Source organism: Ruegeria sp. YTSC192 (genome assembly GCF_059609705.1).
The window spans coordinates 628,923-654,728 of the sequence record NZ_JBXWMG010000001.1; the positions used below are offsets into that span (position 1 = coordinate 628,923).

Genomic DNA, 25,806 nt, shown 5'->3' on the forward strand with positions numbered 1-25,806 from the left:
TGCACTACATGAGGCTTACAACCGACATTGGGTCGGCTGTTTCAGTTTGAAGGACTGCGCAAATGGCAAATATTGCACAAAACACTGCGCCGCTCGGAGCAGCTACCATTCTGCACGTAGTGGACGCGTTCACTGTAGCTTTCGAAAAAGCGGTTGAGTGGAACGAAACGCGTTTGACACGCAAGGCGTTGTCGGAACTGAGCGACGCTCAGCTGGAAGATATCGGTCTGACCCGCAAAGACATCATCACCATCTGATCCGTTTCAGATCAGCCGTAGTACAGAATAGCCGCTCGTCCGAGCGGCTTTTTCTTTTTCAAACCAGCCTGTATTTCCCTGACATATCCGGCAGATAGGCCTCAACCGCTGCGGTTGCGATGACGTGGCGGGTGCCTGCATCGCTGTCCTCGACATCCAGCCCGCCCAACACGGCCCGCACCTCGGCCCTGCCCCGTGGCAAATCCTGCGCGACCAGCTTGCAATCCACGGCCTCGGGCTGCTGTACACCAATTGTCACCACCACGCGCATCTCTTTGTGGTCCACGCCCAAGTGAGAAAACAGAGTGATCGAGGAATGATGCAGTGCGTCCTGCACCGCCCGCCTTGCGGCTTTGGTATAGTCCTGACCATAAAGGTCGTTGCCGGTGCCCATCTCAAGAATGATACGTTTCTCAGTCATTGCGCGGGCTCCATGTCGAACGAGACGATGACGGCGGCGTTTGCGATCACTGTGTGGCCATCGGCATGCGGTTTCTCGATGTCCAGCCCACCGCGGGTGACCGTGATGTTCGGCTGACCATAGGGGAACACGGCCTTCAATGCGTCGCGGTCCACCTTTTCGGGTTGCTGCACGCCGATCTCGGCATCAATGATCATCGCCTCTTTGGGAAAATCGAACAGCTCGGCCATATTGACCGAGTTATGCCACAGCGCATCCTTGATCGCGCGCAGGGCGGCCTCGGTATAGTCCTCACGCCGCAGGGACGTGCCCATACCAAACTCCACAAGAACTCGTGTTTTTGCCATCAAAGCCTCCGGGTCATAAAAAAGGCGCCCGGTTCGGGGCGCCTTTGATCATTCGCATTCCAATCCGGATCAGATGGATTCGTCGATCCAGCTTTGCAGGGCAGCTTTGGGTGCCGCGCCCGCGCGGTTCGAGACGACCTGACCGTCCTTGAAAATGAACAGTGCCGGGATGCCGCGCACGCCCATCGCAGCGGCTGCGTTCGGGTTGCTGTCCACGTCCACCTTGGCGATTTTCACCTTGTCGCCATATTCAGCGGCCAGTTCTTCCAGAGCGGGGCCGATCTGTTTGCAGGGACCACACCATTCCGCCCAGAAATCCACAACCACGGGAACGGTCGCGTTCTTGACTTCGGCATCAAAGGTATCGTCGGTAACGGCTACGGTCGACATATTCTGTCTCCTGAATGGGGTGAACTTGGGAACAGAACCTAGGTGCCGCGTCAGGTAAGGTCAAGATATCCGGGCGCGGGTCAGCGCCTCCGTCACAAGATCGTGTGGCAGCCACATCAACGCGGCCGTCCGTGTCCACAGGATGGCGGTACGGATGGTCTTTTCCGGGTAAATCTGACTTAGCGCCTGCGCATAGGCCCCCATCTGCCGCAACAGGCCTTCGGGGCAGGCTTCGACCTGGTCGGGTACCGTGGCATTTGTTTTGAAATCAACCACATGCACTTCGGTGTCCGTTATGATCAGCCGGTCGATGACACCATGCATCCGCTGCCCGTTCAGCTCGGCTGAAACGGGGACCTCGGCCAGTGCGTTCATGGCGAAAACCGGTTGCAGGTGATCCGCCGTCAGGACCTTGGTGGCTTCTGACAGCAGCTCGGCCCTAGCCTGATCTTGCATATCCGCCAGAACCCGAGCGCACAGTATGGGCCAATCATCCCGAGGCGCGCCGGGAAGATGTTCCAGCAGCAGATGCAATCGGGTACCGCGTAGCTTTGCAGCCTCTTCATCCTGCCCGGCATCACCGGGTAGCGCCTTTGCCCCGCCAAGATCTGACGGGCTGAGGGTTTCCGGCTCTGACTGCGGATCTTTTGCCGGATGCTGGAACAATGCAGGCAGGTCCTGACCAGGCGTGCCGTGTTCGCTGCGCTCGACCAGCGGCAACCCCTCCCAATCACCATGGGCCAGTCGCCGTGTCTGGGACCCGTCCATCTGTGTCGCGCCCGCGCGCTCCATCGCGGTCTCAACCATCTGATACCAGCTGGTTCCGTCCTTTCCGACATCCCCTGCCGCTGCCACGATCAACCACTTTTCAGCCCGTGTTAGAGCCACATATAGCAGTCGAAGGCGCTCATTCTCCTCACGGTTCCGAGCCCCCTCGCGGGCGGTTGAAATCAGCTTGGGCGAGACATCGGCGGGAACTTTCCACAGGGGCGTTCCATCAGCCACCATGATCTCGGCATCGCGCGGGGCCTGCCGTTTGCCGGTATCCGGCAGGATCACGATGGGCGCTTCCAACCCTTTTGAGCCATGCACGGTCATCACGCGGATCATGTTGCCCACGCCGCTCATCTGGCGTTTGATCTCAAGATCGTCGGTCTGCATCCAGACCAGAAAGCCGGTCAGGCTGGGAATATCGGTTCGCTCATAAGCCAAAGCCTGCGAGAGCAGCGCGTTTATCCCGTCCTCGGCCTCGGCCCCCAGTCGACCCAACAGTTTTCGCCGCCCGTCATGGCGTGTCAGGATGCGCTCGATCAGGTCATAAGGCCGCAGAAAGTCGATCTGTCCCCGCAGATCGTTGAGGATCGCAAGCGTCTCGGGAAACTCGCCCGAGCGATTGCGCAGCGCGGCCCACAGGAATTTCTCTTGCCGGCGATGGGCCAGATCGAACAGCGCCTGCTCGGACCAGCCGAACAGAGGGGATTTCAGGACCGTCGCCAGCGACAGGCTGTCCTCGGGCGTGGCCAGAAAGCTCAGCAATGCCGCCAAATCCTTGACCGCCAGTTCCGCGCCGACTTTCAGCCGGTCCGCCCCGGCGATGGGCAGATGCAAGGCTTTGCAGGCGCGGATGATCTCGGCAAACAGGTCTGAGCGGCGCTGGACCAAGATCAGGAAATCCCCCGGCTGCACCTTGCGGCGCACGAATGTGCCAGGCGTTTCGCCATCTTCGGGAATTGTGGCCCCAGTGTCGATCATGTGCTTGATCGACTGCGCCACCTGCTCGGCCAGAATGACGGTATGGTGGCGCGACCCAGGCCGATCTACCGGATCGGTCCAATCGCCATCCTCGTCTTCTTCGACCTTTTCGACCAGGGGCCAGAGGTCAACCCTCCCCGGCAGGTCTGTCTTGAACGCGCGGTGCTGACTTTCCTTGTGAAACCCGGCCTCGGCCTGATTTTCGAACAGCAAATCGACCAATGACAGGATCGCGCTGGAGGACCGGAATGAGTATTCAAGCGTAGAATCCCACAGTTTAGAGTCTGATTCTTTCAGCTTCCGCCCAAACTCGGCCTGCATCCGGTCGAAGGCTTGCGGGTCGGCGCCCTGGAAGGAATAGATCGACTGTTTCTTGTCACCGACCACAAAGATCGTGCGTTCAACTTCCGATCGGGCCCCTTCCCCGCTGGTGAATTCCTGCGCCAGTTTCTCGACCACGTCCCATTGATCCGGGCTGGTGTCTTGCGCTTCGTCCACCAGAATGTGGTCGATGCCGCCGTCCAGCCGGTACAGCACCCATTCGGCTACCGCCGGGTCGTTCAGCACCTGTCGCGCACGCAGGATCAGATCGTCAAAATCCAGCCACCCGCGCAGCTGTTTACGGCGTTCGTATTCTGGCAAGAAAGCTGCGGCGAAGCGATGCAAAACGGTGGTTTTTTGCGCAGCAACCAAAGCCAGCCGTTGTTCGCGCGCGGCCTCGACCCGCAACATCAGCGATTCCAGCTGTAGCATACGGTCCGCCAGAGCGCCTTCGCGCAGAGCTTTGGTCGGGAAACCGTTGATCTTGGCGGTGAACGGCTCCTTTGCGCCCTTGCCCGTTAGCAACACGCCTTCCAGTGTTGGCAGATGGGCCAGTTTTGCCTCGGTGAATGTGGCGAGTTTTACGGCGGCCTTGGCATTGTTGCCGCCGCTTTCGATCAGCGCAGGCAGCATGGATTGGATCAGATCAACCTCACCGCCCAGAAACACCTGACCCGCAAGGGTGTCGTCGTCAAAACCTTCGGGCAGGCCAAATCGCTGCAACAGGTCCGCGCGCTGCAAGGGCTGTTCGAACAGGTTCCGCTTTTGGGTCACCGCCGCCGTCAGCTTGTCAAACCCGGTATCGGTGACAAACCGGGCGATATCTTCGATCAAGCCGGCCTGAGGGCCCTCGGCGAAATCTTCGATGATCTCCTCGCGCAGCAAAGCGGCGGCGCGGTCCTCCATCTCGGCAAATTGAGGGCTGACACCGGCCTCAAGCGGGAAGCGACGCAGCAGCGAGGCACAGAAAGAGTGGATAGTTTGGATTTTCAACCCACCCGGCGTTTCAATCGCGCGGGCAAACAGGGTGCGGGCCTGCGCAAGACGGTCCGAGTCGATCGCTCCTTCGACGCCCAGATCCGTTAGCTGCGCCAACAACGGTGCGTCCCCCAGCATCGCCCATTCCCCCAGCCGTTTGAACAGCCGGTTCTGCATCTCGCTGGCGGCGGCCTTGGTATAGGTCAGGCACAGGATGTGCTGCGGCTGCACCCCGCTCAGCAGCAGCCGCGCCACGCGGTCGGTCAGCACGCGGGTTTTGCCCGACCCGGCATTTGCCGCCAACCAGGTCGAGGCATCGGGGCGCGCGGCCTGCACCTGCCGCTCGGTGGCGTCGTTGCGGGCACTCATGTCAGGTCCTCAGGGAAGGTTTCAGCGGTGCGGTCCCATTCGCCGAACCGGGCCAGATGATCATAGTCACCGATATCGGTGTCCTTGTGCAGCATGCGACGCGATGAGAAGCCCTGATCAGGCTCTAAATAAGCAGAAATTAGCTCTTTTAGCTCAGCCAAAACCTTGTCGGTGGGTTCTTTGGCCAGCGGCGCGGCGACCTCTTTGTAGCTGCCGCCCATACCGATGAAGATCGCCTCGGCCACGTCGGTGGGGTCGATCCCTTCGATGGCGCCCTGTTCGGCCATGGCGGCTTCGATCAGCAGCTGTTTGTCGAACTTCGCCTGCTGGCTTTCGGTCGGAGGCGCGCCGGTTTTGTAATCCACAATCCGCAACGCCCCCCGGCTGTTGCGGTCGATCCGGTCGGCGCGTCCGGCGATGGTGAAATCCAGAGGCTCCAACACCAGTTTCATCGCGGCCTCAAACGACACCGGGCCACCGTCGCCCCGACGATTGACCTCGGCACTCAGAAAGTCGTCGGCGATCCGTTCCAGCCGCGCCAGCCACAGTTTGCGGGCGGTCGGCCAGGCGACATGAACCTCGAGCAGCTCATGTGCGCGTTTCAGGAAATTCTCGCGGGTCAGCAAGGCGGTATCCAGCACGCTGTCCTTGACAAAATGTTCCAGGATTTCATGGATCACGATCCCGCGCAGCAACGCATCTGGGGCCTGCACCAGCGGATCGAGCGGTTTCAGGCGCAGCACATGTTTAGCGTAAATCGCATAAGGGTCGCGGATCAGGCGCTTGATCTCGGTCACCGAAAGGCGGCGCGGTCGGGCGGCAACCGGAGGTTTGGGCGAGGGGCGATGCGCCGCGTCAACCTGGGGGGCTCGCTCTAGTGTTTTGGCCCAGTTCAGATAGGTTTGACCCCGCGCGCGCATATCTGCTAGCGCCGTCTGGCCGCCTTGGTCAGGCAGGCCCTGCAATAGGTTCGTCAGTCGGTTCAGCCAGCGCGAGGGCACGGTTTCCGCATCGTCCGAGCGGGTGGCGCGGGTCAGCCAGACCTCGGGCGCGCCGATGGCCTGTTGGAAGTCATGCGCCGAAAGCCCGATCCGCCGTTCGGGCAGCAACAATCCCGCCTTGTCGCGCATCTGGCGGTTCAGCCATGGGTCTGGCGCTGGCGCTTCGGGCCAGCTGCCCTCGTTCAAACCACCGAGGATCAGCAGATCCGCGCCCTGCACCCGGGCCTCGAGCGTGCCCCAGATCATGATATGCGGGTGCGGGGCGTCGCGGTCGCGGACCTCTTCTCCGGCCAGAAGCGCGCCCAGCAGATCGGCGAAGTCATGCGCGGTCATGGGGCCGCCGTGATGCGCCTCATCCCGCAGATTGGTCAAGACAGACTGGGCCTTTTGGCCTGCATTCTTGTCCCAAAGGGTGCCGTGATCGCCCGCATGTCCGGCCGAGATCGCCTCGGCCAGAGACAGCAATCGGTCGACCCATTCGGTCAGGGGGCGTTCTCCGGTGACTTGCTGATTGCAAAAATGCGCGCTGACCCAGCTCACCCATTCTTCGGGCGCTTCGGTGCGGATCGCGGATGCGGTCAGGCTGGTTTGGTCCGGGAATGGAGGGCCATGGCGGCGCAGGTCCAGTTCCAGATCGCGGGTATGCAACAGATGGCCCCCGCGTTCACCCCCGTCATGGCACAGGGGATGTTTCAGCAGGGTCAGAAGCGCCTCACCCTCCAGACGGCGCGCAAACAGGCCCGCGACATGGCGCAGAAACCGGCCGGGCGGGGAGAGTTGCAGCGGCAGACCGGCGCTATCATCGGGCAGGATGTTCCAGCGATCCAATGCCGCGCTGACCTGCCGGGTCAGCATCCGATCGGGTGTGATCAGGGCGGCGGTCTGGCCTGTTTCGGCCGCCTGTCGCAGGCGAAGGGCGATGGCAAGGGCTTCGGACCGGGGTGAATCCGCCTCGACCAGTGTCAGGTCGTGCGTGGCCTTGTCCAACTCGGTCAGCTGTGGGCCTTCGGACATCCACGCGTCGGTGATGGGGGCAGGGCGCAATGCCAGCGAAAACAACCGGTTACGCGCGGGTGAGGGCGGTTGTTCATCCGTCCAGTGCTGGATCTGGTCAGGATCCAACCCCAGCTCTCGCATCAGTTTGCGGAACCGATATTGCGGGTGATCCTCAGAGGTCAACGCCTCATCCAGACGGTCCCAAACGGCGCGCGGCTGGTCGAAATCATAGCCCGGCAGGATCAAGGCTCCTTGTGGCAGGCGCGCGACGGCTTGCATCAGCATCAGCGTGGTGCCGCGCGATCCGGTTGAACCGGCCAAAATGACGGGATGTTGCGGCGGAGCCTCCTGCCAGCGGGCAATCAGGTTTTCGACCACCCGACGTTGCCGCGCCTGTGCATCCATCGCCTGATCGCCTGCATCGACAAAATGATCCGCGATGCCGATAAACGCCTGTGCGCGGGCCCAATGACCGGACATATCGCTGACATCCAGTTGGCGGATCGCCTCTGGCGACACACCCTCGCCCTGCATCTCATCAACCAGGGCAGCCAGGCTGTCGGACAGGTCGAACAGCGAGGCCCTTGCGGCCAGATCAGGCTGCTGGTCCAGCAGTTTTGAAATCAGCTGTGTCAACTCCAACCGCCGTCTCAGCGGGGGGATGGCGGGTGGAATCTGCGCCAGATCAACACTTTCGCCCAGATCGGTGACCAGAGAAAGCTTGGGCAACAGACAGGGCGGCCCCTGATCGAACAGCTCGCGCACCCGCCGGGCCATACGGCGCGTGTTGACCACCAATTGCACACTGGCCAGCGCGTGCGGAGGGCCAGAGGCGCGCTGCCGCAGCCCGTCAACAAGTGCCTTGGGAAAATCCGTGCCCGGCGGAACGGCGAATACCCGTGGATGTGCGCTGGGGTCAAACATCCGCCAGCATCCCCTCAGCCAGAGCGATCCCTTCGGGTCGCCCGACATCACACCAACGGCCGGGATATTCCAGCGCGAACAGGCGCTTGCGGTCGTGCATCTGGTTCCATAACAGATTTAGCGAGAAGGCCTGTTCCGGGATATGCTGCAGCCCATCGGTTTTAAGAATCTGCACGCCGCCATACACCAAACCCGGCCCCCGCGTGATCCGCCCTTCTGCATCGGCGGTAAAATCCCCTTCGCCCGCATGCCCGATGGTTTGACCAATCGGGACACACATCAACAGTGCATCCATCCGGTCCGGGTCCCATGCCTGTTGCAGTAGGCTCAGTGGGTTGGGCCCGGTCCAGATTGCATCCGTATTCATGGTGAAAACCGGGCCAGTGCCAAGCAGAGGCAAAGCCGCCCGCAAGCCGCCGCCAGTTTCCAGAATCTCGGGCGTTTCATGCGAGAGCAGGATGCCTTTGGGTGCCAGATGCGCCTGCAACTGATCGGCGTGATAGTGCAGATTTGCCACCACGCGGGACGGCTGAACGGCATCCACCAGCGCAAGCGCGTGGTCGATCAACGGGCGTCCGGCGACCTTGATCAAAGGTTTCGGCCGATCCTTGGTCAGCGCGCCCATCCGGGTGCCGAACCCGGCGGCAAACAGCATCACGGCGTCGGGGGATTGGCTCATGATGCTTTCAGCCTTGCGAGGTTTTCCGCAGTTGGTTCGGGCAGGGCGTCGCGCAGGATGTTGGCAACCGGGATCAGCGCGGGATGCTCCAGATCGCGCATCAGGTGCGCCCATGTGGCGGGTATCAGATCAACGTAATGTGGCTTGCCATAGTCTGTGGCCAGCCGGGCAAAAACACCCAGAATACGCAAGTTTCGTTGCGCGCCCAGAACGCTGTAGGCGGTGCGGAAGTCGTGGTCATCCATGCCAGAGGCCGCGATATAGCGATTGACCATCTGCATTTCGATCCCGGTCGGCACGGTCCGGCGAACATCCTGCAAGAGCGACACCAGATCGTAAGCCGGGTGCCCCAGCATCGCCAGTTGGAAGTCCAGAAGCCCAACGCGCTGTACGCCCTCGCGCTCCGGCAGCCAGATCAGGTTTTCGGCGTGGTAGTCCCGCTGCACGACAACTTTGGTGCCTGAGGTCTCGTGCAGCAGGATATCAGCAAAGCGCAGCTCGAACCGCTCTCGCGTGTCTTCATCGTGGTCGCCCAGAATGCCATGCACGTATTTCGTGAAGGCCAGAGCGGCCAGTTCGGTCATCAATGTGGGGTCGTATGAGGGCAGGGGCAGGATCGGGGCCTCATGCAGGTGCAAAAGAACGTCTGTCGCTGTCTCATAGAGGGCGCGTTCCCGGCTCGGGTCCTTGGTCAGAACGCGTGAAAACAGATCGTCGCCCAGATCTTCCAGTACCAGAAAACCGTTCTGATTGTCTTCGGCGTAAATCTCGGGCGCGCTAAGGCCGATTTCGCGCAGATGGTTCGCGATCCGGACGAAGGGTTCGACATCTTCTCCGCGATCCGGCGGGGCGTCCATCAGAACCGCTGTGCGACCAGTCGTTGGGTCTGTCAAACGCTCATACCTGCGGTTCGAGGCGTCGCCGGCCAAAGGCGCGCGCGTGGCATTGGCCCATGGCGTCTGTGCAATCAGTGCCTCGGCCAGCACAGTGCGATCTGTCATAGAGTATTCTCCAGTTTCCCAAGCCATTTCGGATCAGACCAGGACAGGCTCAGGTGGCGCGTCTCGGTCTCTACCGGGTCGGTTTGGAAGGCAAGGGTCAATGCGGTGTCGGGGGTCAGCGGCCCAAGTTTGTCGGGCCATTCCACAAGGCATAGCGCGGTGTCGAAGGCTTCGGTCAGACCCAGCTCGTCGACCTCATCCACCGAGGTCAGCCGGTAGAGGTCGCAATGCCAGATCTCGCCGATCTGCGTGTCATAGGCCTGCACCAGCGTGAAGGTGGGTGAGGGCACATCCTCGGGCGGGTTCATCAGTGATTGGATAAGGCTACGGGCAAAATGCGTCTTGCCGCTGCCGATCTCACCTTGCAGCAACAATACATCCGCAGGTCTTAAGGTTGCACCAAGGCGCGCCGCAAAATCTGCGGTGTCCTGAGGGCTTTGCAGGGTGAGGGTAACGGGTGCCGAATTCATGGCGCCACAATGGACTTGCGCCCCAGCGGCTGCAACCCGGTTCAGGCGCTGATCTGAGCCATGGGTTCGGCGGTCAGGGATTTGCCGGCCGTCGCAAAGCGCACGATCGTGGCACCGTTCTGCATCGGCGTGACGGTACAATCCAGCGCAACGCCGCTGCGCATCCGGATTTCGGCGTTCCATTCGGTCCGATCGACGCGCATGTCGACGAAATCGCGGATCTCACCCAGCACTGGGGTGGCGACGCAGTGGTCCTGCCAGATGCGCGTGACCTCGGTGATCGTTTCACTGTGAAACCCGGCCTCGTCCTGCGTTCCCCAAAGCTGTTGATAGGCATAGTTGGTCAGGGCCAGCGTACCGTCTTCGGAAAAGACCGCGATTGCGTCGGCCAGCTTGTCGAGGATCGATTGCATCAGGTCCATTTCGGACCTGAAGCGTCGGGTCAGGGTGATCTCGGCGGTGATGTCTTCGAACAGGAATGCGACCGCCCCGTCAGGATGCGGGCGACCACTGACAGAATAGACCGAGCCCGAGGGCAGAGACCATGTTTCCTGATAGTTCCCGTCCTCGGCCGCCTCGAGAAGATCGTTCATCTGATTGCGCCAAGACCGATAGTTCTTGGGTTCCGGCATCATGTGTTGATCCCGCAGTCGGTCAAAAAAGCTGGAGATATTGGGACGGCAGCTGAGGAAATCCGGCGGCAGGGTGGTCAGGTCGATCAGCGCCGGATTGAACAGCGCCAGTTGGCGGTTGCGGTCGAAAATAGCCAACCCGATTGACAGCTGCGCAAAGGTCTTGGTCATTGTCTGCACGAATTTGCGTTGGGCGGTTTCGGCCTGCACAATTGCATTGATATCAACGGCATAGAAGAGGCGACCTACCGTATGGTCTACCTGAGTCAGGTCGAACCACAATTTGCTGTCGCTTCCAGCCACGTCGATCGAGACGCGGGATTTCCCACTGCGCCGCGGCTCGGCCCCGGTATCCGGGAACAGAGGCAGGGTCAGATCGGCATCCAGCCCGCGCACCTTGCGAACAAGGGTGACATAGGCCGCGTTGCACCAGCGGACGCTTGCATTTTGATCCAGCAGCCAGACAGGATAAGGTGCCTGATCCATCGCCAGCCGGATCGGATCATTCGGATCGCGCAGCTTGGTTTTCGTGTCCCGCGACGGTTCGTGCAGCTGTATCCGAACGATCCCGTCAATCCATTCGCACAGAACCTCACGCTCAACCGTGCAGTCGATGGCTGAGACAACCAGATTGCCCTGATCGCGCACGATGTCGGGCGTTTCCGGAAAGGTCGGAAAGTCGCGCTGCAGCAAACGTCGCAAATCGGTCCAGTTCGCGACATGTTCGAAACCGGCAAGGGCAATGTCAGAGTGGCTGATCAGGCGATCCCCGTCGAACAGAAAAACGGCGTCGAACAAAGAGCTTGCGGTGAACATGCCATAGCTGTTGTCCCGCCGGGCACGACGCGGCAGCAGCCACAGAACGGCAAAACAGCACGAGACCAGGCTGATCGCGGCCAGAATGATCCAGTCTGCCATCTACTTTCCTACCTCAAGCCTGCACAACCTCGGCACAAACTAAGGCAAGAATGGTTAACGGTGTCTTAACTCAGACCTGAATATGCTGGTTGCGCCCCGAGGGTACCGGGGTATCGCCTTGCTGCGCGTCGATGCGTTTGCGGGGCCATTCGACCCTGACGATTGCCCCCCGGCGGTCGGGCTTGTCTGAAAGGTGCTGATATGGGTCCGAGCCGTTGGCAAATTCCAGATCCGCCCCGCTGCGCTCCAACAAGGTTTTAGCGATGAACAGGCCCAGACCCATACCCTCATACTCGGGGCGCGCACGCTGATCGGTTTCGGCCCGCCTGCGCCGCATAAATGGATCACCAATCCGCCCGATCAGATGCGAGGGATAGCCGCGTCCGTCATCCATGATACAGACGGTGATCTTGTCCGAGGTCCACTCCGCCTCGACCCAGACATTCGCGCGCGAGAAATCCACCGCGTTCTGGATCAGGTTGCGCAAACCGTGAATGATCTCGGGTTTGCGCAGGATCGAAGGTTGTTGTACATCCCCATCCAGCACAGGCCCTTCGGTGAAATGTACGGCTTTGCCCCGGTCGATATGCGGCTCGGCCGCTTCGTGGACCACAGTGGACAAAGGTGCCTGACGCAGATGCAGATCGTCTTTGCCGGCGCGTCCCATATCGCGCAGGATGTCCCGGCATCTGTCCGCCTGCTCGCGGATCAGGGCAGCGTCTTCTTTCAGCTCGGGACGGTCGTCGAGCTCCTCGATCAACTCGGAACTGGCGAGTTTGATCGTCGCCAGAGGGGTTCCCAGCTCATGCGCGGCAGCGGCGACAACACCGCCCAGATCGGTCAGTTTCTGTTCGCGCGCCAGTGCCATATGCGTGGCCGCCAGCGCCTCGGACATTGAACGCGCCTCGGAGCTGACCCGATGCGAGTAGGCCCCGATAAACACGATGGCAATGATGATCGCGGCCCAATTGCCGAACAGAAGAATGTCAGGGATCCGCAGGACCAGGCCAATTTCGGTCCGCAGAGGCAGGTGAAATTCAGCCAGCAGCGTAGCCAGCGCAATTGCCACGGCCCCCACAATCAGCGTGGACCGGGTACTCATGACATTTGCCGAGATCGTGACCGGACCCAGCAACAGCAGGGCAAATGGATTGTTCAATCCGCCGGTCAGATACAGCAGGATCGCCAGTTGAAACAGATCGAACAGCACCATCAGGAAGTTCTGGAACTCGGTCAGGCGTTTGTTTTGCGGGAACAGGAAACTGGCGGTCAGGTTGCCAATCACCGAAACGCCGATCGCCAGATAACACAGGGTAAGTTCAAGCTGCACATGATAGCTGTGTTGAGCCACCGTGATGGCGGTGATCTGGCCAAATATGGCTACCCAGCGCAGCAGGATAAGGGTGCGCAGCCTGATCCAGCTGCTGCGTTCCTGACCGCCCCATAAACTCTGGTTGGATTCTGCCATTGGTCACTTATGTCCTGTTGCATCGGCTGATCATCTTGATAGGTGTCCCGACCGATACGATCAACAACCCCTTGTACACGGAAAACGATCATGACCCGCCTATATGCCATTCTCGCAGCTGTCGTTCTTGCCATCGGCCTTGGTGCCATGTGGCTTCTGACAATCGGGTCCGGGTCGGACGACAAATATGCGCAATGCCGGTCCAGCCAGATCGCGGGCGGGGCGGCAGCGATTGGCGGACCGTTCGAACTGGTCAATGACAAGGGTGAGCCGGTCACCGACAAGGACGTGATCACCGAGCCGACGCTTGTCTATTTCGGCTATACGTTCTGCCCCGATGTCTGCCCGTTCGATATGTCCCGCAACGCCGAGGCCGTGGACATTCTGGCCGAGAGTGGGCAATCCGTGACACCGCTGTTTATCTCGATCGACCCCGATCGCGACACGCCCGAAGTGGTCGGAGACTACGCCTTCAACCTGCATGAACGTCTGATCGCGCTGACCGGCTCACCCGAGCAGGTCAAGGCCGCCAGCCAGGCCTACAAGACATATTACAAGGCCCATGACAAAAGCGACGAATACTATCTGGTCGACCATTCCACCTTCACCTATCTGGTTACGCCCGAAGATGGGTTTCTCGAATTCTTCAAACGTGAAGATACAGCGCAGCAAATGGCGGATAAGGTCGGTTGCTTTTTGGAGCAAGCCGGGTCCTGACAAGTCGGTTTGACCTTTGGTCCAGCGCTGCTATTACTTCTAGGTAAAGCCAAAGGCATGAAATAGCGGAAAGACTCAACCATGGCAGACAGTTCTCAGCTTGATATCGGCCCCGATAAGTCTCTGCTTCTGGTTGATGATGACGAGCCGTTCCTGAGGCGCCTTGCCAAAGCCATGGAAAAACGCGGGTTCGAGGTTGAAACCGCAGGCTCCGTCGCTGCAGGCCGTGCCATCTCCACCGCGCGTCCGCCGGCTTATGCGGTCGTGGATTTGCGGCTTGAGGATGGCAACGGTCTGGATGTCGTCGAAGTGCTGCGCGAAAAGCGCCCGGACAGCCGGGTCGTTGTGCTGACCGGCTACGGGGCCATCGCCACCGCCGTCGCCGCCGTCAAGATCGGCGCAACCGACTACCTGTCCAAACCCGCCGACGCCACAGACATCACCAACGCGTTGCTGGCCAAGGGCGACGAACTGCCCCCACCCCCTGAAAACCCCATGAGCGCCGATCGCGTGCGCTGGGAACATATCCAGCGGGTCTATGAGCTGTGTGATCGCAATGTCTCGGAAACGGCCCGCAGGCTGAATATGCACCGCCGGACGTTGCAGCGGATATTGGCGAAGCGTAGCCCGCGTTAGCAGACAGAGCTTGGACTAGTCTGTTCAGAGGATAGTATTATTCGCCAGACTTAGGGTAAATAAACCCGTTCACCGGGTACAAACTGCCATATTGCCCCGGAACGCTTTCGACCCGGACCAGTGTCCAGTCATTGTTCTTGGAGACGTCTTTCACACCCATTTTCAATGACACTTTGTTGCGGTGCCAATTGGCGTGGTTCACGATGACGACCCGGTCGTTTACAATTTCGGACACGACAGCCACATGACCCAGCCGCATCCCGCGCGTTGCCCGAAATGACATGACCGAACCGACAGCCGGTTCGTTGCCGCGCTCAAACGTACTGCGCGCCTTGCCCCACCAGTCCTTGGCATTGCCGCGAATTTCGATACCGCTGAGGTTACGTGCGTAGGGCACACACCACACCCGTTGCCCACGGGCCTGCTTTTGCGAGACTTCTTGCAGGGCCATTGACTGACGTTCCGGATCAAGTTGCGCGTCGGTCGGGCCATGGGCACAAGCAGAGACCAGAGTCAAAAGCCCTACCGCAATTGCAGTTCGCGCGCCGCCGGGTAAGCGCGGCCAAGCCGTGTTTGATATGCGTTTGCCCGTATTCAAGAATCTTCACTGCCCATTTTGAAGACACGCAAGTTTTAGGGGCATCTGATGTGTTGTGAAAAGAGGCTTGTCAGCACACGGCAAGATTTCGCCTGTCCTCAGCTACATCGCTAAGACAATCGGGTGAGATTGTAGACGTATTTGCAACCGAAGTGCTGGTTTCTGGGTGTCGCCGGAATACGCACCGCCGAACGCAGCAGCAGAATTTGGTGAAGCGCAATTCGCGCTAGTGTTTGCACCTTGGACTTGCTGTCAGTCTGGGAGCTTACTTGATTGCGACATGTTGGTTGCTCCATTGTCTGTTCTTAAAGTAGCAGACAGCCAAACCCGACAGGCCTATGAAGACCCCCCAATTGCCTGCCGTTTCAAATACATATGCCAGCCTATGCGGCGGAAAGCAGTCCTTGCCGCAGCGCAAAGCGATTCCGGCCCAGACTAGCCAAGTACTCGAGTAGACCACGAAGCTGAAGAAAAAGGCAGCCAAGAGCGGCAGCAGGGGTCTGTTCTTGCATCGCGCAGAGTAGGCTTTGGCTCCGATCCAAATCGTTAGGAACAGATACGGCCACACCCAAATGGTGATCGCTGTAACTGCCATTGACCATCGCTCTGCGTTTGAGTCCACATAGCACTTGGTGCAGCCATCAAACAGAACAGCTGAAATGATAAAGCAAAAGAAATTCAATGATATGAAGGACCCGTAGACTAAGAGGCGTCGAACTAAAGCCTGCATTCTCCAACTTTCTACTTAGCCTTCAATCAGCAAAACAAATTGAGTAATTCGCAATGCCGCTCAGCAAAGGCCTTTCGCACGTCCACGGGCGGTCTTAGCCTGATCTCCAACCCCTCCATCACCGCCCGATCCGGTCGGCCAAAGAACTTCGTCGCCTCTGCCCCGGAAAACCCCGCGATCTGGGTGGCCTCCATCCAGGCGCTGATCTTGTCGGCCTTTTTGATCTGCCGTTTCACCGATTTCGGCACCTCGGCAGGAAGCCCAAATCGAATATGTATCGCCGCCGCCAGACGGTCATCCAGCGCGCCATAATCCGGGCCAACGGCGGATTTGACGGGTGAGATCATGTCGCCGATAACGTATTCCGGCGCGTCGTGCAGCAAGGCCGCCAGCCGCCATTTCACGGGCGCTTTGGGTGCGATACGGCCAAAAAGCTCTTCGACCAGAAGGGAATGCTCGGCCACGGAATAGGCGAAATCGCCCGCCGTTTGTCCGTTCCAGCGCGCCACAAAGGCCAGACCATGGGCGATATCCTCGATCTCGATATCCACCGGGGTCGGGTCCAGCAGGTCCAGCCTGCGGCCTGAAAGCATCCTCTGCCATGCGCGGGGTTGTGTTGCCATTCTGCCATGCCTTGTGAAGTGGGACACATCAAAAAGCGTCCTTTGGTGCTATGATGTACCTGTCAGGATCACCAGCTGCCAACGTTTTCTTGAGCATTCGTGCTTTGAATCCACACCAACTGATCCCGACATTTAAACCGAGGGGGCACTGGCTTCTCCCGGTGCGCTCCTCTCACAAAGTGAAACGAAAGGAGTTTGCTATGTTCAAACGTTTATTCGCAATCGCCCTGACCTTTGGTATGGCCGCCACGGCACCGCCCGCATTTGCCCAGAATTGTGCAGAGCGCGAGCAGGTGGTCGACAAGCTGCAAAAAAGCTACTCGGAAGAGCTGGTTTTTGGCGGTTTGCAGAAATCACGCGGCGCGCAGTCGGTCATGGAGGTCTGGACCTCCAAAAAAACGGGTAGCTACACCGTTTTGGTGACCCACGCGAACGGCTTAAGTTGTATTGTCGCCGTTGGCACCGATTTTTTCGAAGCGATTCCGAAGGTCAAGGTTGACGGCACGCCCAGCTGATTTTGCGGCGTAACTTCCCGTTTTCGGTCATCCACATTGCCACCTGCCCCAAGGGATGCTAGGGGCAGCCGGAACTGTGATTGACCGCAAAAATGGAGCGCCTGATGGCCGGGGACTATATCGTCAAAGACATTTCGCTGGCCGGGTTTGGCCGCAAGGAACTGGATATCGCCGAAACTGAAATGCCGGGCCTGATGGCGCTGCGTTCGGAATATGGTGAAAGCAAGCCTCTGAGCGGTGCGCGGATCGTTGGGTCGCTGCACATGACTATCCAGACCGCCGTTCTGATCGAAACGCTGGTTGCCCTGGGCGCCGACGTGCGCTGGGCGTCGTGCAACATCTTCTCGACTCAGGACCACGCGGCGGCTGCGATTGCTGAAGCTGGTGTTCCGGTCTTCGCCATCAAAGGCCAGACGCTGGAAGAGCATTGGGATTATCTGGACAAATCCTTCCTGTTCGAAGACGGCCCGAACATGATCCTGGACGATGGCGGCGACGCGACGCTGTACATCCTGCTGGGCGCACGCGCTGAGGCGGGTGAAGACATCATTCCCGTTCCCGGATCGGAAGAGGAAGAGGTGATCAAGAAGCAGATCGCCAAGCGTATGGCGGCCTCGCCCGGTTGGTTCACCAAGATGCGGGACCAGATCCAAGGCGTGTCCGAGGAAACCACCACCGGCGTGAACCGCCTGTATCAGCTGGTGAAAGACGGCCACCTGCCGTTCCCGGCGATCAACGTGAATGACTCGGTCACCAAATCGAAGTTCGACAACAAATACGGCTGTAAGGAATCGCTGGTCGACGGTATCCGCCGCGCCACTGACACCATGCTGGCCGGTAAGGTTGCTGTCGTGTGTGGTTATGGCGACGTGGGCAAAGGCTCGGCCGCCTCGCTGTCCGGCGCGGGCGCGCGCGTGAAAGTGACCGAGGTCGACCCGATCTGCGCGCTTCAGGCTGCGATGGACGGCTATGAAGTCACATTGCTGGAAGACGAAGTTGCAACGGCGGATGTGTTCATCACCACCACGGGCAACAAGGACGTGATCCGCATCGAGCATATGCGCGCGATGAAGGACATGGCGATTGTCGGCAACATTGGTCACTTCGACAACGAAATTCAGGTGGCCAGCCTGAAGAACCACAAATGGACCAACATCAAGGAACAGGTGGACATGATCGAGATGCCCTCGGGCAACCGTATCATCCTGCTGTCCGAAGGCCGTCTGCTGAACCTCGGCAACGCCACCGGTCACCCGTCCTTCGTGATGTCGGCCTCGTTCACCAATCAGGTTCTGGCGCAGATCGAGCTGTTCACAAAAGGTGATCAGTACAACAACGACGTCTATATCCTGCCCAAGCATCTGGACGAGAAAGTGGCCCGCCTGCATCTGGATCGCATCGGCGTGAAGCTGACCAAGATGGACAATGAACAAGCGGCCTATATCGGTGTTGCGCCGGAAGGCCCCTACAAGCCCGAGCATTACCGCTACTGATCGCGGATCGGGTATGACCAAACATTCAGGACGCCGCCGGATATTGTATCTGGCGGCGTCTTTCTTTTCGATCATCGTATTTCTATTTCTTGTTGGGTCGGCCGGATATGTACTGCTGTCGCATCCCAAGTCACCGCTGCCCGACCACTGGAACCCTCTGCGAAATCTCACACTTACCGCGCCGGTTACGCCCGTTACCAAGTATCAGATGAACCAGGCATTGGCGGATGAGACGCAGTGCCGGGCCACGCTGTTTCAGGCCGGTGTCGCGTTTTCAGAGATGGAGGATCTGGTGGTCGACCAGAACTGCGGAATCTCCGGGCGGGGTGAGCTCTCCCGCTTGGTCAGTGCCCGGGTGGGCGGGGTCGAGACCCGTTGTGCAACCGCCCTGCGTTTGGCGATGTGGGAGCATCACGTCGTCCAACCCGCCGCGCAGGACCTGTTGGGTACTCAAGTGCGCACCCTGAAGCATCTGGGCAGCTATAATTGCCGCCGCATGCGGACCGCGCAAGGTGAAAACAGCGGTTGGAGCAGCCACGCAACAGCGGATTCAATTGATATCATCGGGGTTGAGCTTGCGGATGGGCGAACACTCAGCCTGTTGCAGGATTGGTCCCTGCCGGGACCCGAGGCCGCGTTTCTGCAGCGGATCGGGAAGGGGGCCTGTGACTGGTTCCGCGTGGTTCTCGGCCCCAATTTCAACCGACTGCACGCGGATCATTTTCACCTGCAAGGTCCCGGCTGGGGCTATTGCCGATAGGTATCCCGGCCCCGCAGATCAGGGCCGGGCCAGGATCAGCGTCCGCTGACCGCATCCGCCAGCGATTTGAACCGGACGATCTTGTAGATCCCCTTGGAGGCATCCTCGCCATTGTTCAGAACGGGTGAGCGGTGCAGCTCGTTAATCGTGGCATAGACATACCCATCCGCACCGATCGAGAACCCGTCTGGCCACGGCAATTCGTCATCCGACTGGAACAGAACCTCGTAGCTGCCATCTGGCTTGGTCACGCCCAGCGCATTGTCCGTCATCGCAGTGATATAGACGTTGCCACCGGTATCCACGGTCGATCCATCCGAGATCGGTTTATCGCCATAGCGTTCGACCTGCGCCTCAAGTTCGGCATCCGACAGGCTTTCATCCAGCAGTGCCGCAGTGGGGATGCGGTACATCGCGCTTGCCGTCATCGGGGCGAAGTAGACCCACGTATTGGTTGGATCGACGGTGATCGGGTTGATGCCGATTTTGGCGGGATTGCCGCCCAGCGTGATCTCGCGTCCGTCAATCACCATCGGGGTATCCTCGGGGATGGTGAATTGGGACCCCTCCAGTACGCGCCGGGCGCGGCCCGTCTCAAGATCAACCACGATAATGGCCGAGTTCTGACCGTCACCCGTATCCGAGATGTAAACCGCCCCATGATCACGGTCCACGGCCAGATCGTTCAGGAACGAGGTCGGCCGCGCGACAGGGGCGCCGATATAGTGGATCGCATGCAGCGTCTCGGTCTTGGTGTCCCAACCTACAATGCGCCCGGTCTGGTTTTCACCCTGACCGTCCAGCATCCACAGGATACCATCGCGATCTGCCCGCAGGCCCAGAACGCCGTTCAATCCATCGGCATCGTCTTGCGGGGCGCGGGCCCAGTCCTCGGTCGGGTAGGGCTTGGTTGATCCGTCGGGCATCACTTCGACCACGCGCAACTCTGGCCCGTAGAATTCATGAACCGACATGAACATGCGCCCATCCGGTCCAATCGCCAGATTGCCCGGAGGCATGGCCTTCTCGAACTCAAGATACGTTTCCAATTCGGCTGCCGCGGCGGGCAAAGCCAGCGCCAAGGCGCATGTAGCTGCATAGAGCGATTTCATCGGGTCCTCCTCTGATGTACCCGATCAGATATCATTTGAAATTTTCGCGGATAACTGGCTCAAGTTCGAAACCAGTGTTAGGAATTTTCGAATGTACCATGTGAACGATCTGCTGACCTTTGTCTCCGTCGCCAAAACCGGAGGGGTCGGATCGGCTGCAAAGGCGCTGGGCATTTCGGCCGCGACGGTCAGCCACCGGATCGCGAAGTTAGAAGAGGTGCTGAACCTCAAACTTTTTCACCGCAACAGCCGCCGGGTACAGCTAACCAATGAAGGTCTGATCTTTCTGGATCGGATCGAACCTTTATTGGCGGATCTGCGTGAAGCCGAGTTGGAGGCAGGAAGCGGCAAGGGCGCGTTGCGAGGCCATCTGCGCGTGACTCTGTCACCATGGATTCTATCCCGGTTCATCATGCCGTTGATGGACGGCTTTCAGGAGGATCACCCGGACCTGACCATCGAGTTTCTGGCCGTCGACCGCTATGTCTCTCTGGTGGATGAGGGCGTTGATTGCGCCATTCGCGTTGGGCAATTGGCCGACAGTACCATGAAGGCGCGCAAACTTTGCGACAATGACCGGATCATCTGCGCCGCGCCGGGTTTCATTGCGCGATACGAGATGCCCAAATCCGTCGAAGACCTGCGCAAGATGCGCTGGGCGTGTTTGCCCTGGCAGACACGGTTCGACACCCATGAGGGGCAATTGTCCGTCACACGACGCATTGCAGTTTCCAACTCGGACATGTTGACCGAAGCCGCGGTGCAGGGGCTGGGGCTGGCGGTCAAATCCCGTCTGGCCGTTCAGCGAGAGCTGCAGCAGGGTACGCTGGTGGAGGTTTTGCCAGATGCGTTGAAATCCCCTTTTGCACCAATTGCCTTTGTTCACGCGGGCAGCAGCACACCGGGGCGCAAGGTTCGTGCGTTTTCGGACCTTTCGGATCGGGCCTTTCACGACGCGCGGCAAAGGCGCTCCTCCGCTTAGGGGGAAAGCGCGGAATTTTTCCCTTTGTGGGAATAGGAGGAATGGCTAGGCTTCCGACACCTGTTTTTAGGATTTGAGTAACTGCGGCCTGGACTGCTGATAGGGAGACTGTTTTATGGGAAAACGCGACGATCTGATCGCCAAATACGCCGATGATCTGAAAAACAAATGCGGCATGGATGCCGATATGGACCTGCTGACCAAGGTCACTATCGGTTGTGGCCCGGCGATCTATGACGCCGACGCGTCGACTGTGGCAGCCAGCCAGAGCGGAGAGCTGGAGACTGTCAAAAACAACTTCCTCATCAAAAAACTGGGTCTGGCAGACGGGCCTGAGCTGATGGAAGCCATAAACGCGGTTCTGGAAACCTATGGCATGTCCGAGCGCAACAAGTACCGTGCCGTGGTCTACTACATGCTGACCAAGCATTTCGGCAAAGAATCCGTTTACGGCTAAACGTAACGCTTTCAAACTAAAGCGTTTTGCGTTTCACCTGAGGCAAAACCATCGAAATGCGCGTTCGACCTTAGGGAGAGGCAGCATATTTCGATTCAAATCAAACGCAAAGCGATCCAAACGCCCGCCCATCTATCGGCGGGCGTTTTTGTTTTGAGTTATATTTTAAGGACTTGGTGTTTGAAGCGGCCCAAGAAAACAGGCTATGGTCCTTATGTGGCCAGGACGGTCAGAACCAACAGATTCCAATACGCGTGTGGTGAGTAGGGAGCACGTGGGGTAGGGAAGGTTCTGCACCGCGCAGGGCCTTCCCTCTATTTTAAAGCGCTTTGCGTTTTGCCTTAGGCAAGGCCGTCGAAATGCGCATTCGACCGCAGGGAGAGGCAGTGTATTTCGATTCAAATCAAACGCAAAGCGATCTAGTCGGCCTCGGTCGCACCCAAAGCACAGATCACCTGCCATTCTGCCTCGGTGACAGGCTGCACCGACAGCCGAGAGTTTTTGACCAGCACCATTTCACCCAATCGTTCATCCGCTTTGATCTGATCCAGCGTGACGTGAACTTCAAATGGCCTTACCGCCTTGATGTCCACGCATTCCCAACGCTCGTCATCGGTGGTGCTGTCGGGATGGGTCTCGGCGCAGACCTCGACAATGCCTACGATCGCCTTGTCCTTTTGCGAATGGTAAAAGAACCCGCGATCACCGATTGCCATCTGCCGCATGAAATTGCGCGCCTGATAGTTGCGCACGCCGTCCCATTCTTCGCCCGTATCCCCTTTGGCAACCTGTTGGTCCCAGCTCCAGGTTGATGGCTCGGATTTGAACAGCCAGTACGCCATCAGCCGATCACCTTCTTCCACGGGATCAGTTCGACGGATTGGAACAGACCTGCCTTGGCATAGGGGTCATTGTCGGCCCAGCTTTGCGCAGCGGCCAGATCTTCGACATCGAGAATCACCAGCGAGCCGATCATCGCGTCTCCGTCCAGCAGCGGGCCAGCCTGCGATACAACGCCGGTTTCTTCGATATAGGCCAAATGGGTCGAGCGGTTGTCCAGGCGGGTTTGCAGCGCGCCGGGTTTGTCACGGGCGATAAGGGCGATCAGCATGTTATTCCTCCTTGAGGGGTCGGTTGAGCAGGGTTTCGATGGCTTGCGCCACACTGTAGGCGCCTTGGCTCAGGTCGGCCACTGTGGCGCTGATAGGCATATCCAGACCTTCGGCCCTGGCGATATCGGCCATGGCGCGGGCGGTGGCGACGCCTTCGACGGTTGTTGTGGTATCGAAGGGCTGATTTCGACCCAAACACAGGCCAAAACGGTAATTTCGGGACAGTTCGGACGAGCAGGTCAGCACCAGATCGCCCAACCCGGACAGCCCCATAAGCGTCTCTGGTTGCGCCCCCCGCATGAGGGCAAAGCGCTGCATTTCGGCAAAGCCGCGCGTCATCAGGGCAGCACGGGCGCTGTCGCCCAGCCCGGCGCCGATGGCAGCGCCACAACCGATGGCCATAACGTTTTTCAATGCGCCTCCCAGTTCCGCTCCGATCACGTCGGTGGTGCGGTATAGGCGCAGATTGGCGGTGGTTAGTTCCGCTTGCAGTGTTCCGAGCAGATCGGCATCTGCACAGGCCAAGGTCAGCGCTGTCGGTAGACCTCGGGCTATGTCATCCGCAAAGCTGGGGCCAGTCAAAAGCGCTGGGCGTGCGTCCGGGATGGTTTCGCGGATCACGGAAATCGGCCCGAGGCCTGACGACAGTTCGATCCCTTTGCAGCATGCAACCAGCGTCTTTCCGGCCAGAGCTGCGACATGTTCCTGCAGCGCGCTGCGCAATTGCTGCATTGGGACCGACACCAGAAGGACATCGTTTGCCGCCGCTACTTCGATATCAGAGGTGACGGTGATGGCATCGGGCAAGGTTACATCGGGCAATCGGTTCTTGTTGATCCGACTATCCTGCATGGCTTTCGCCTGCTCGGCGCTGCGCGACCACAGGGTGACCGGCCCGTTTCCTGCTAAAGAGATCGCCAGAGCCGTACCGAACGCCCCTGATCCGAGAACCGAAACACTCATGCCTTTGCGCCCTTCTTACCGCTGCCCAGCATGGCGGGGCTGGTCTGATCCAAGGGCCAGCGGGGGCGCGCAGTCAGGTCCAGACCGTCACGCGCGCCAGTGCGAAAACGCTCCATCCCCGCATAAGCGATCATGGCTGCATTGTCGGTGCAAAGTGCAAGGGGAGGGGCGGTGAAACGCGCGCCTTTTTCGGCACAAACAGACTCTAATGCGGCGCGAATGGCCGAATTTGCCGCCACACCCCCGGCGACGGCAATCACGGGGTCCGAGGGGGCTTCGGCCAGATACAGATCCATGGCGCGTCGTGTTTTCTCGGCCAGAGTATCAACGACAGCCTGCTGAAACCCGGCGCATAGATCGGCGCGATCCTGACGGGTCAGGCCAGTTTTTTCGGCAACGATCTGATCACGCATCCGCATCAACGCGGTTTTCAACCCCGAGAAAGACAGGTCACATCCGGGCCGGTCCAGCAGAGGCCGGGGAAACCTAAACCGCTTGGGATCGCCCTGGCGCGCCTCGGCCTCGACCGAGGGTCCACCGGGTTGCGGCAAGCCCAGAAGACGGGCAGTTTTGTCAAAGGCCTCGCCGGGGGCATCGTCGATGGTGCCGCCCAGACGGGTGAACTGCTCGGGCCCGTGGGCGATCAGATATTGGCAGTGCCCGCCCGAAACCAGCAGCATCAGGTACGGAAAGGCAATTCCATCCGTCAGGCGCGGGGTCAGAGCGTGACCCGCCAGATGGTTCACGCCGATCAAGGGCAGGCCAGTCGCTGCACTGATCCCCTTGGCGCACATGACGCCGGACATGACCCCTCCGATCAGGCCGGGCCCGGCGGTGACGGCGATGGCGTCCATTTCGGCCAGTGTTAGACCCGAATCCTTTAGCGCCTGCACGACGCAGACATCCAGCTTCTCGGCATGGGCGCGGGCGGCGATTTCGGGGACAACACCCCCAAAAGCGCTGTGCAGCTCGGTCTGACCATGGACAATCGACGACAGCACTTCGGCCCTTTCGCCGTCGGCTTGGCGCACGACGGCAGCGGCTGTGTCGTCACAGCTGCTTTCCAATCCAAGGACGGTAAGTGTTTGCACCATTGGCCTGATCCGTTGCATCATGATTGCCAAGCGGGGTACCACCCTGCGCGGACGCAAACAATCCCAAGGCCGAAGGCGCCGATAGTTGTATTTGTTGATGACCCGCCCTCGCGCCGCCTCGGAGAGGTTCGTTGCGCAGCTTCCCACCCGCGTCAGATCGCGTGTTGAGGTCATCCATTCCCCCATTCTGGAAATCAAACCGCTGGCAGTTCCGATTTGCACGGCCGAGACGCAGGGGCTGATATTCACGTCCTCCAACGCCGTTAATGCGGCGGCGTCGGCAGGTGTGCGCCGGGATCTGCCTGCCTATTGCGTGGGTCCGACTACGACCGCAACCGCCGAAGGCGCGGGTTGGGATGCGCATATGGTCGGTGGCACAGCAGAAGAGCTTGTGGCCGGTCTCTTGCAGATCAGACCAGCAAGCCCACTGCTGCATCTGCGTGGCGAACACAGCCGGGGCAACATCGCCGAGCGTCTGACCGAGATGGGCGTAACGACGCGCGAACAGGCGGTGTACCAGCAGCTTCTGCTGCCGCTCAGCGCGCAGGCACAGGCTGCAGCGCAGGGCCAAAGGCCAGTGATTGCGCCAATTTTTTCACCTCGCACCGCGCGACAATTTGCCGATATCTGGGTGGGCGTAGCACCTCTATGGCTGGCCGCAATCAGCGAGACAACGGCGGAACCCCTTAAATCCTTGGGGTATGAACGTCTGAAGATCGCCAAGGAACCAACACCCAGGAAGATGCGTAAGGCCGTTAAAAAGCTCGTGAAACACGCGATGCGGGTTGAGGGCGGGCCGGGTGCAGACTAACTTGGAGCAGTCTGTAGTTCTGGTGATTTTGGAATCAATAAGGGGAATTTGACGGTGGCGGGCAAAAAGAAATCCGATCAGGAACCGGTGGAAACCCCGAAAACAGACGATCTGGTCGAAGACGTAAATGTTGAATCCGGTGGTGTGGCTGAAGGGTCACCTGTTGACGAAGACACGCCGAACGAGGAGCTGACTTCCGAAGCCGAAGCCGAAGCCGAAGCCGAAGCCGAAGCCGAAGCCGAAGCCGAAGCCGAAGCCGAAGCCGAAGCCGAAGCCGAA

The 25,806-nt window shown here is 59.5% G+C and carries 26 protein-coding genes and 1 pseudogene; 10 read left to right on the top strand and 17 right to left on the bottom strand.

Annotated features, from left to right (window positions below; translation table 11 throughout):
- The first annotated feature begins 62 nt into the window (after positions 1-62).
- Positions 63-257, top strand: coding sequence for a DUF1127 domain-containing protein (locus AC2FD8_RS03110; RefSeq protein ID WP_496853353.1), 195 nt, complete (start codon positions 63-65; stop codon positions 255-257).
- Positions 258-315: 58 nt separating this feature from the next.
- Here AC2FD8_RS03110 and AC2FD8_RS03115 read toward each other — a convergent pair whose 3' ends face one another.
- From AC2FD8_RS03115 to regB, 10 genes are all read right to left on the bottom strand, one after another.
- Entirely contained in the window at positions 316-678 is a 363-nt protein-coding gene (locus tag AC2FD8_RS03115) for a Lin0512 family protein (RefSeq protein WP_496853352.1), read from the bottom strand.
- On the bottom strand, positions 675-1,025 hold the full coding sequence (locus AC2FD8_RS03120) for a Lin0512 family protein (protein ID WP_496853351.1): 351 nt from the start codon (positions 1,023-1,025) through the stop codon (positions 675-677). The genes AC2FD8_RS03115 and AC2FD8_RS03120 overlap by 4 nt, the downstream gene beginning before the upstream one ends.
- A 69-nt stretch (positions 1,026-1,094) precedes the next feature.
- Entirely contained in the window at positions 1,095-1,469 is a 375-nt protein-coding gene (trxA, locus tag AC2FD8_RS03125) for a thioredoxin (RefSeq protein ID WP_496853990.1), read from the bottom strand.
- 6 nt (positions 1,470-1,475) lie between these two features.
- Complete coding sequence (gene addA / locus AC2FD8_RS03130) at positions 1,476-4,835, bottom strand: double-strand break repair helicase AddA (RefSeq protein ID WP_496853350.1); 3,360 nt, start codon at positions 4,833-4,835, stop codon at positions 1,476-1,478.
- Positions 4,832-7,756, bottom strand: a complete 2,925-nt coding sequence (gene addB / locus AC2FD8_RS03135) for a double-strand break repair protein AddB (protein WP_496853349.1) — start codon at positions 7,754-7,756, stop codon at positions 4,832-4,834. The genes addA and addB overlap by 4 nt, the downstream gene beginning before the upstream one ends.
- Positions 7,749-8,435, bottom strand: coding sequence for a nucleotidyltransferase family protein (locus AC2FD8_RS03140; RefSeq protein ID WP_496853348.1), 687 nt, complete (start codon positions 8,433-8,435; stop codon positions 7,749-7,751). The genes addB and AC2FD8_RS03140 overlap by 8 nt, the downstream gene beginning before the upstream one ends.
- A complete protein-coding gene (locus tag AC2FD8_RS03145; RefSeq protein WP_496853347.1) occupies positions 8,432-9,436 on the bottom strand; it encodes an aminoglycoside phosphotransferase family protein in 1,005 nt (334 codons plus the stop codon). Before AC2FD8_RS03145 ends, AC2FD8_RS03140 begins: the two co-directional genes overlap by 4 nt.
- A complete protein-coding gene (gene tsaE / locus AC2FD8_RS03150; RefSeq protein ID WP_496853346.1) occupies positions 9,433-9,906 on the bottom strand; it encodes a tRNA (adenosine(37)-N6)-threonylcarbamoyltransferase complex ATPase subunit type 1 TsaE in 474 nt (157 codons plus the stop codon). The genes AC2FD8_RS03145 and tsaE overlap by 4 nt, the downstream gene beginning before the upstream one ends.
- A gap of 41 nt (positions 9,907-9,947) precedes the next feature.
- On the bottom strand, positions 9,948-11,456 hold the full coding sequence (locus AC2FD8_RS03155) for a PAS-domain containing protein (protein WP_496853345.1): 1,509 nt from the start codon (positions 11,454-11,456) through the stop codon (positions 9,948-9,950).
- A 70-nt stretch (positions 11,457-11,526) separates the two neighbouring features.
- Entirely contained in the window at positions 11,527-12,924 is a 1,398-nt protein-coding gene (gene regB / locus AC2FD8_RS03160; protein WP_496853344.1) for a sensor histidine kinase RegB, read from the bottom strand.
- Positions 12,925-13,014: 90 nt separating this feature from the next.
- On the opposite strand from regB, the gene AC2FD8_RS03165 reads away from it, so the two are divergent.
- Both AC2FD8_RS03165 and AC2FD8_RS03170 read left to right on the top strand, forming a co-directional pair.
- On the top strand, positions 13,015-13,641 hold the full coding sequence (locus tag AC2FD8_RS03165) for an SCO family protein (RefSeq protein ID WP_496853343.1): 627 nt from the start codon (positions 13,015-13,017) through the stop codon (positions 13,639-13,641).
- Positions 13,642-13,722: 81 nt separating this feature from the next.
- Positions 13,723-14,277: an ActR/PrrA/RegA family redox response regulator transcription factor gene (locus tag AC2FD8_RS03170; RefSeq protein WP_050604676.1), complete on the top strand. Its 555-nt coding sequence runs from the start codon at positions 13,723-13,725 to the stop codon at positions 14,275-14,277.
- 37 nt (positions 14,278-14,314) lie between these two features.
- Here AC2FD8_RS03170 and AC2FD8_RS03175 read toward each other — a convergent pair whose 3' ends face one another.
- Positions 14,315-14,728 (bottom strand): CHAP domain-containing protein, encoded by a 414-nt coding sequence (locus AC2FD8_RS03175; RefSeq protein WP_496853342.1) that lies wholly within the window; start codon positions 14,726-14,728, stop codon positions 14,315-14,317.
- A gap of 903 nt (positions 14,729-15,631) precedes the next feature.
- The gene (locus AC2FD8_RS03180; RefSeq protein ID WP_496853341.1) at positions 15,632-16,228 is read right to left on the bottom strand and encodes an HD domain-containing protein; all 597 of its coding nucleotides are present in this window, start codon (positions 16,226-16,228) and stop codon (positions 15,632-15,634) included.
- Between the two features lie 200 nt (positions 16,229-16,428).
- Here AC2FD8_RS03180 and AC2FD8_RS03185 point away from each other — a divergent pair, with 200 nt between their 5' ends.
- The 3 genes from AC2FD8_RS03185 to AC2FD8_RS03195 all read left to right on the top strand — a co-directional run bounded on the left by AC2FD8_RS03185 (position 16,429) and on the right by AC2FD8_RS03195 (position 18,996).
- Positions 16,429-16,743 (top strand): hypothetical protein, encoded by a 315-nt coding sequence (locus AC2FD8_RS03185; protein ID WP_496853989.1) that lies wholly within the window; start codon positions 16,429-16,431, stop codon positions 16,741-16,743.
- A 104-nt stretch (positions 16,744-16,847) separates the two neighbouring features.
- On the top strand, positions 16,848-18,236 hold the full coding sequence (gene ahcY, locus AC2FD8_RS03190) for an adenosylhomocysteinase (protein ID WP_496853988.1): 1,389 nt from the start codon (positions 16,848-16,850) through the stop codon (positions 18,234-18,236).
- 13 nt (positions 18,237-18,249) lie between these two features.
- Entirely contained in the window at positions 18,250-18,996 is a 747-nt protein-coding gene (locus tag AC2FD8_RS03195) for an extensin-like domain-containing protein (RefSeq protein WP_496853340.1), read from the top strand.
- A 35-nt stretch (positions 18,997-19,031) separates the two neighbouring features.
- Here AC2FD8_RS03195 and AC2FD8_RS03200 read toward each other — a convergent pair whose 3' ends face one another.
- The gene (locus AC2FD8_RS03200) at positions 19,032-20,108 is read right to left on the bottom strand and encodes an L-dopachrome tautomerase-related protein (RefSeq protein WP_496853339.1); all 1,077 of its coding nucleotides are present in this window, start codon (positions 20,106-20,108) and stop codon (positions 19,032-19,034) included.
- A gap of 91 nt (positions 20,109-20,199) precedes the next feature.
- Here AC2FD8_RS03200 and AC2FD8_RS03205 point away from each other — a divergent pair, with 91 nt between their 5' ends.
- Together AC2FD8_RS03205 and AC2FD8_RS03210 are read left to right on the top strand one after the other, a co-directional pair.
- On the top strand, positions 20,200-21,090 hold the full coding sequence (locus AC2FD8_RS03205; protein ID WP_496853338.1) for a LysR family transcriptional regulator: 891 nt from the start codon (positions 20,200-20,202) through the stop codon (positions 21,088-21,090).
- Positions 21,091-21,205: 115 nt separating this feature from the next.
- The gene (locus tag AC2FD8_RS03210; protein ID WP_496853337.1) at positions 21,206-21,547 is read left to right on the top strand and encodes a DUF2853 family protein; all 342 of its coding nucleotides are present in this window, start codon (positions 21,206-21,208) and stop codon (positions 21,545-21,547) included.
- Between the two features lie 419 nt (positions 21,548-21,966).
- Here AC2FD8_RS03210 and AC2FD8_RS03215 read toward each other — a convergent pair whose 3' ends face one another.
- Genes AC2FD8_RS03215 through tsaD form a run of 4 tightly spaced genes read right to left on the bottom strand, consistent with a single transcriptional unit; the run spans position 21,967 to position 24,716 of the window.
- A complete protein-coding gene (locus AC2FD8_RS03215) occupies positions 21,967-22,389 on the bottom strand; it encodes an EVE domain-containing protein (RefSeq protein WP_496853336.1) in 423 nt (140 codons plus the stop codon).
- On the bottom strand, positions 22,389-22,658 hold the full coding sequence (locus AC2FD8_RS03220; protein WP_496853335.1) for a YciI family protein: 270 nt from the start codon (positions 22,656-22,658) through the stop codon (positions 22,389-22,391). Before AC2FD8_RS03220 ends, AC2FD8_RS03215 begins: the two co-directional genes overlap by 1 nt.
- A gap of 1 nt (position 22,659) precedes the next feature.
- A complete protein-coding gene (locus AC2FD8_RS03225; RefSeq protein ID WP_496853334.1) occupies positions 22,660-23,622 on the bottom strand; it encodes an NAD(P)H-dependent glycerol-3-phosphate dehydrogenase in 963 nt (320 codons plus the stop codon).
- Positions 23,619-24,716, bottom strand: coding sequence for a tRNA (adenosine(37)-N6)-threonylcarbamoyltransferase complex transferase subunit TsaD (gene tsaD / locus AC2FD8_RS03230; protein WP_496853333.1), 1,098 nt, complete (start codon positions 24,714-24,716; stop codon positions 23,619-23,621). Before tsaD ends, AC2FD8_RS03225 begins: the two co-directional genes overlap by 4 nt.
- 97 nt (positions 24,717-24,813) lie before the next feature.
- Between tsaD and AC2FD8_RS03235 the strand changes: the two genes are divergently transcribed.
- Positions 24,814-25,527, top strand: a complete 714-nt coding sequence (locus AC2FD8_RS03235; protein ID WP_496853332.1) for a uroporphyrinogen-III synthase — start codon at positions 24,814-24,816, stop codon at positions 25,525-25,527.
- A 54-nt stretch (positions 25,528-25,581) separates the two neighbouring features.
- Positions 25,582-25,806, top strand: a pseudogene (locus AC2FD8_RS03240) (hypothetical protein); the annotation flags it as partial.

Bases quoted from the DNA above. Each gene is read 5' to 3' on its own strand.
- AC2FD8_RS03145 (WP_496853347.1), bottom strand. From the start codon at position 9,436: ATGACAGATCGCACTGTGCTGGCCGAGGCACTGATTGCACAGACGCCA.
- AC2FD8_RS03180 (WP_496853341.1), bottom strand. From the start codon at position 16,228: ATGGCAACACAACCCCGCGCATGGCAGAGGATGCTTTCAGGCCGCAGG.
- AC2FD8_RS03220 (WP_496853335.1), bottom strand. From the start codon at position 22,658: ATGCTGATCGCCCTTATCGCCCGTGACAAACCCGGCGCGCTGCAAACC.
- tsaD (WP_496853333.1), bottom strand. From the start codon at position 24,716: ATGGTGCAAACACTTACCGTCCTTGGATTGGAAAGCAGCTGTGACGAC.
- AC2FD8_RS03155 (WP_496853345.1), bottom strand. From the start codon at position 11,456: ATGGCAGACTGGATCATTCTGGCCGCGATCAGCCTGGTCTCGTGCTGT.
- AC2FD8_RS03120 (WP_496853351.1), bottom strand. From the start codon at position 1,025: ATGGCAAAAACACGAGTTCTTGTGGAGTTTGGTATGGGCACGTCCCTG.
- AC2FD8_RS03205 (WP_496853338.1), top strand. From the start codon at position 20,200: ATGTACCATGTGAACGATCTGCTGACCTTTGTCTCCGTCGCCAAAACC.
- AC2FD8_RS03215 (WP_496853336.1), bottom strand. From the start codon at position 22,389: ATGGCGTACTGGCTGTTCAAATCCGAGCCATCAACCTGGAGCTGGGAC.
- addB (WP_496853349.1), bottom strand. From the start codon at position 7,756: ATGTTTGACCCCAGCGCACATCCACGGGTATTCGCCGTTCCGCCGGGC.
- AC2FD8_RS03235 (WP_496853332.1), top strand. From the start codon at position 24,814: ATGACCCGCCCTCGCGCCGCCTCGGAGAGGTTCGTTGCGCAGCTTCCC.
- AC2FD8_RS03210 (WP_496853337.1), top strand. From the start codon at position 21,206: ATGGGAAAACGCGACGATCTGATCGCCAAATACGCCGATGATCTGAAA.
- regB (WP_496853344.1), bottom strand. From the start codon at position 12,924: ATGGCAGAATCCAACCAGAGTTTATGGGGCGGTCAGGAACGCAGCAGC.
- AC2FD8_RS03200 (WP_496853339.1), bottom strand. From the start codon at position 20,108: ATGAAATCGCTCTATGCAGCTACATGCGCCTTGGCGCTGGCTTTGCCC.
- ahcY (WP_496853988.1), top strand. From the start codon at position 16,848: ATGGCCGGGGACTATATCGTCAAAGACATTTCGCTGGCCGGGTTTGGC.
- AC2FD8_RS03115 (WP_496853352.1), bottom strand. From the start codon at position 678: ATGACTGAGAAACGTATCATTCTTGAGATGGGCACCGGCAACGACCTT.
- AC2FD8_RS03170 (WP_050604676.1), top strand. From the start codon at position 13,723: ATGGCAGACAGTTCTCAGCTTGATATCGGCCCCGATAAGTCTCTGCTT.
- AC2FD8_RS03195 (WP_496853340.1), top strand. From the start codon at position 18,250: ATGACCAAACATTCAGGACGCCGCCGGATATTGTATCTGGCGGCGTCT.
- tsaE (WP_496853346.1), bottom strand. From the start codon at position 9,906: ATGAATTCGGCACCCGTTACCCTCACCCTGCAAAGCCCTCAGGACACC.
- AC2FD8_RS03165 (WP_496853343.1), top strand. From the start codon at position 13,015: ATGACCCGCCTATATGCCATTCTCGCAGCTGTCGTTCTTGCCATCGGC.
- AC2FD8_RS03225 (WP_496853334.1), bottom strand. From the start codon at position 23,622: ATGAGTGTTTCGGTTCTCGGATCAGGGGCGTTCGGTACGGCTCTGGCG.
- AC2FD8_RS03110 (WP_496853353.1), top strand. From the start codon at position 63: ATGGCAAATATTGCACAAAACACTGCGCCGCTCGGAGCAGCTACCATT.
- addA (WP_496853350.1), bottom strand. From the start codon at position 4,835: ATGAGTGCCCGCAACGACGCCACCGAGCGGCAGGTGCAGGCCGCGCGC.
- AC2FD8_RS03185 (WP_496853989.1), top strand. From the start codon at position 16,429: ATGTTCAAACGTTTATTCGCAATCGCCCTGACCTTTGGTATGGCCGCC.
- AC2FD8_RS03175 (WP_496853342.1), bottom strand. From the start codon at position 14,728: ATGGCCCTGCAAGAAGTCTCGCAAAAGCAGGCCCGTGGGCAACGGGTG.
- AC2FD8_RS03140 (WP_496853348.1), bottom strand. From the start codon at position 8,435: ATGAGCCAATCCCCCGACGCCGTGATGCTGTTTGCCGCCGGGTTCGGC.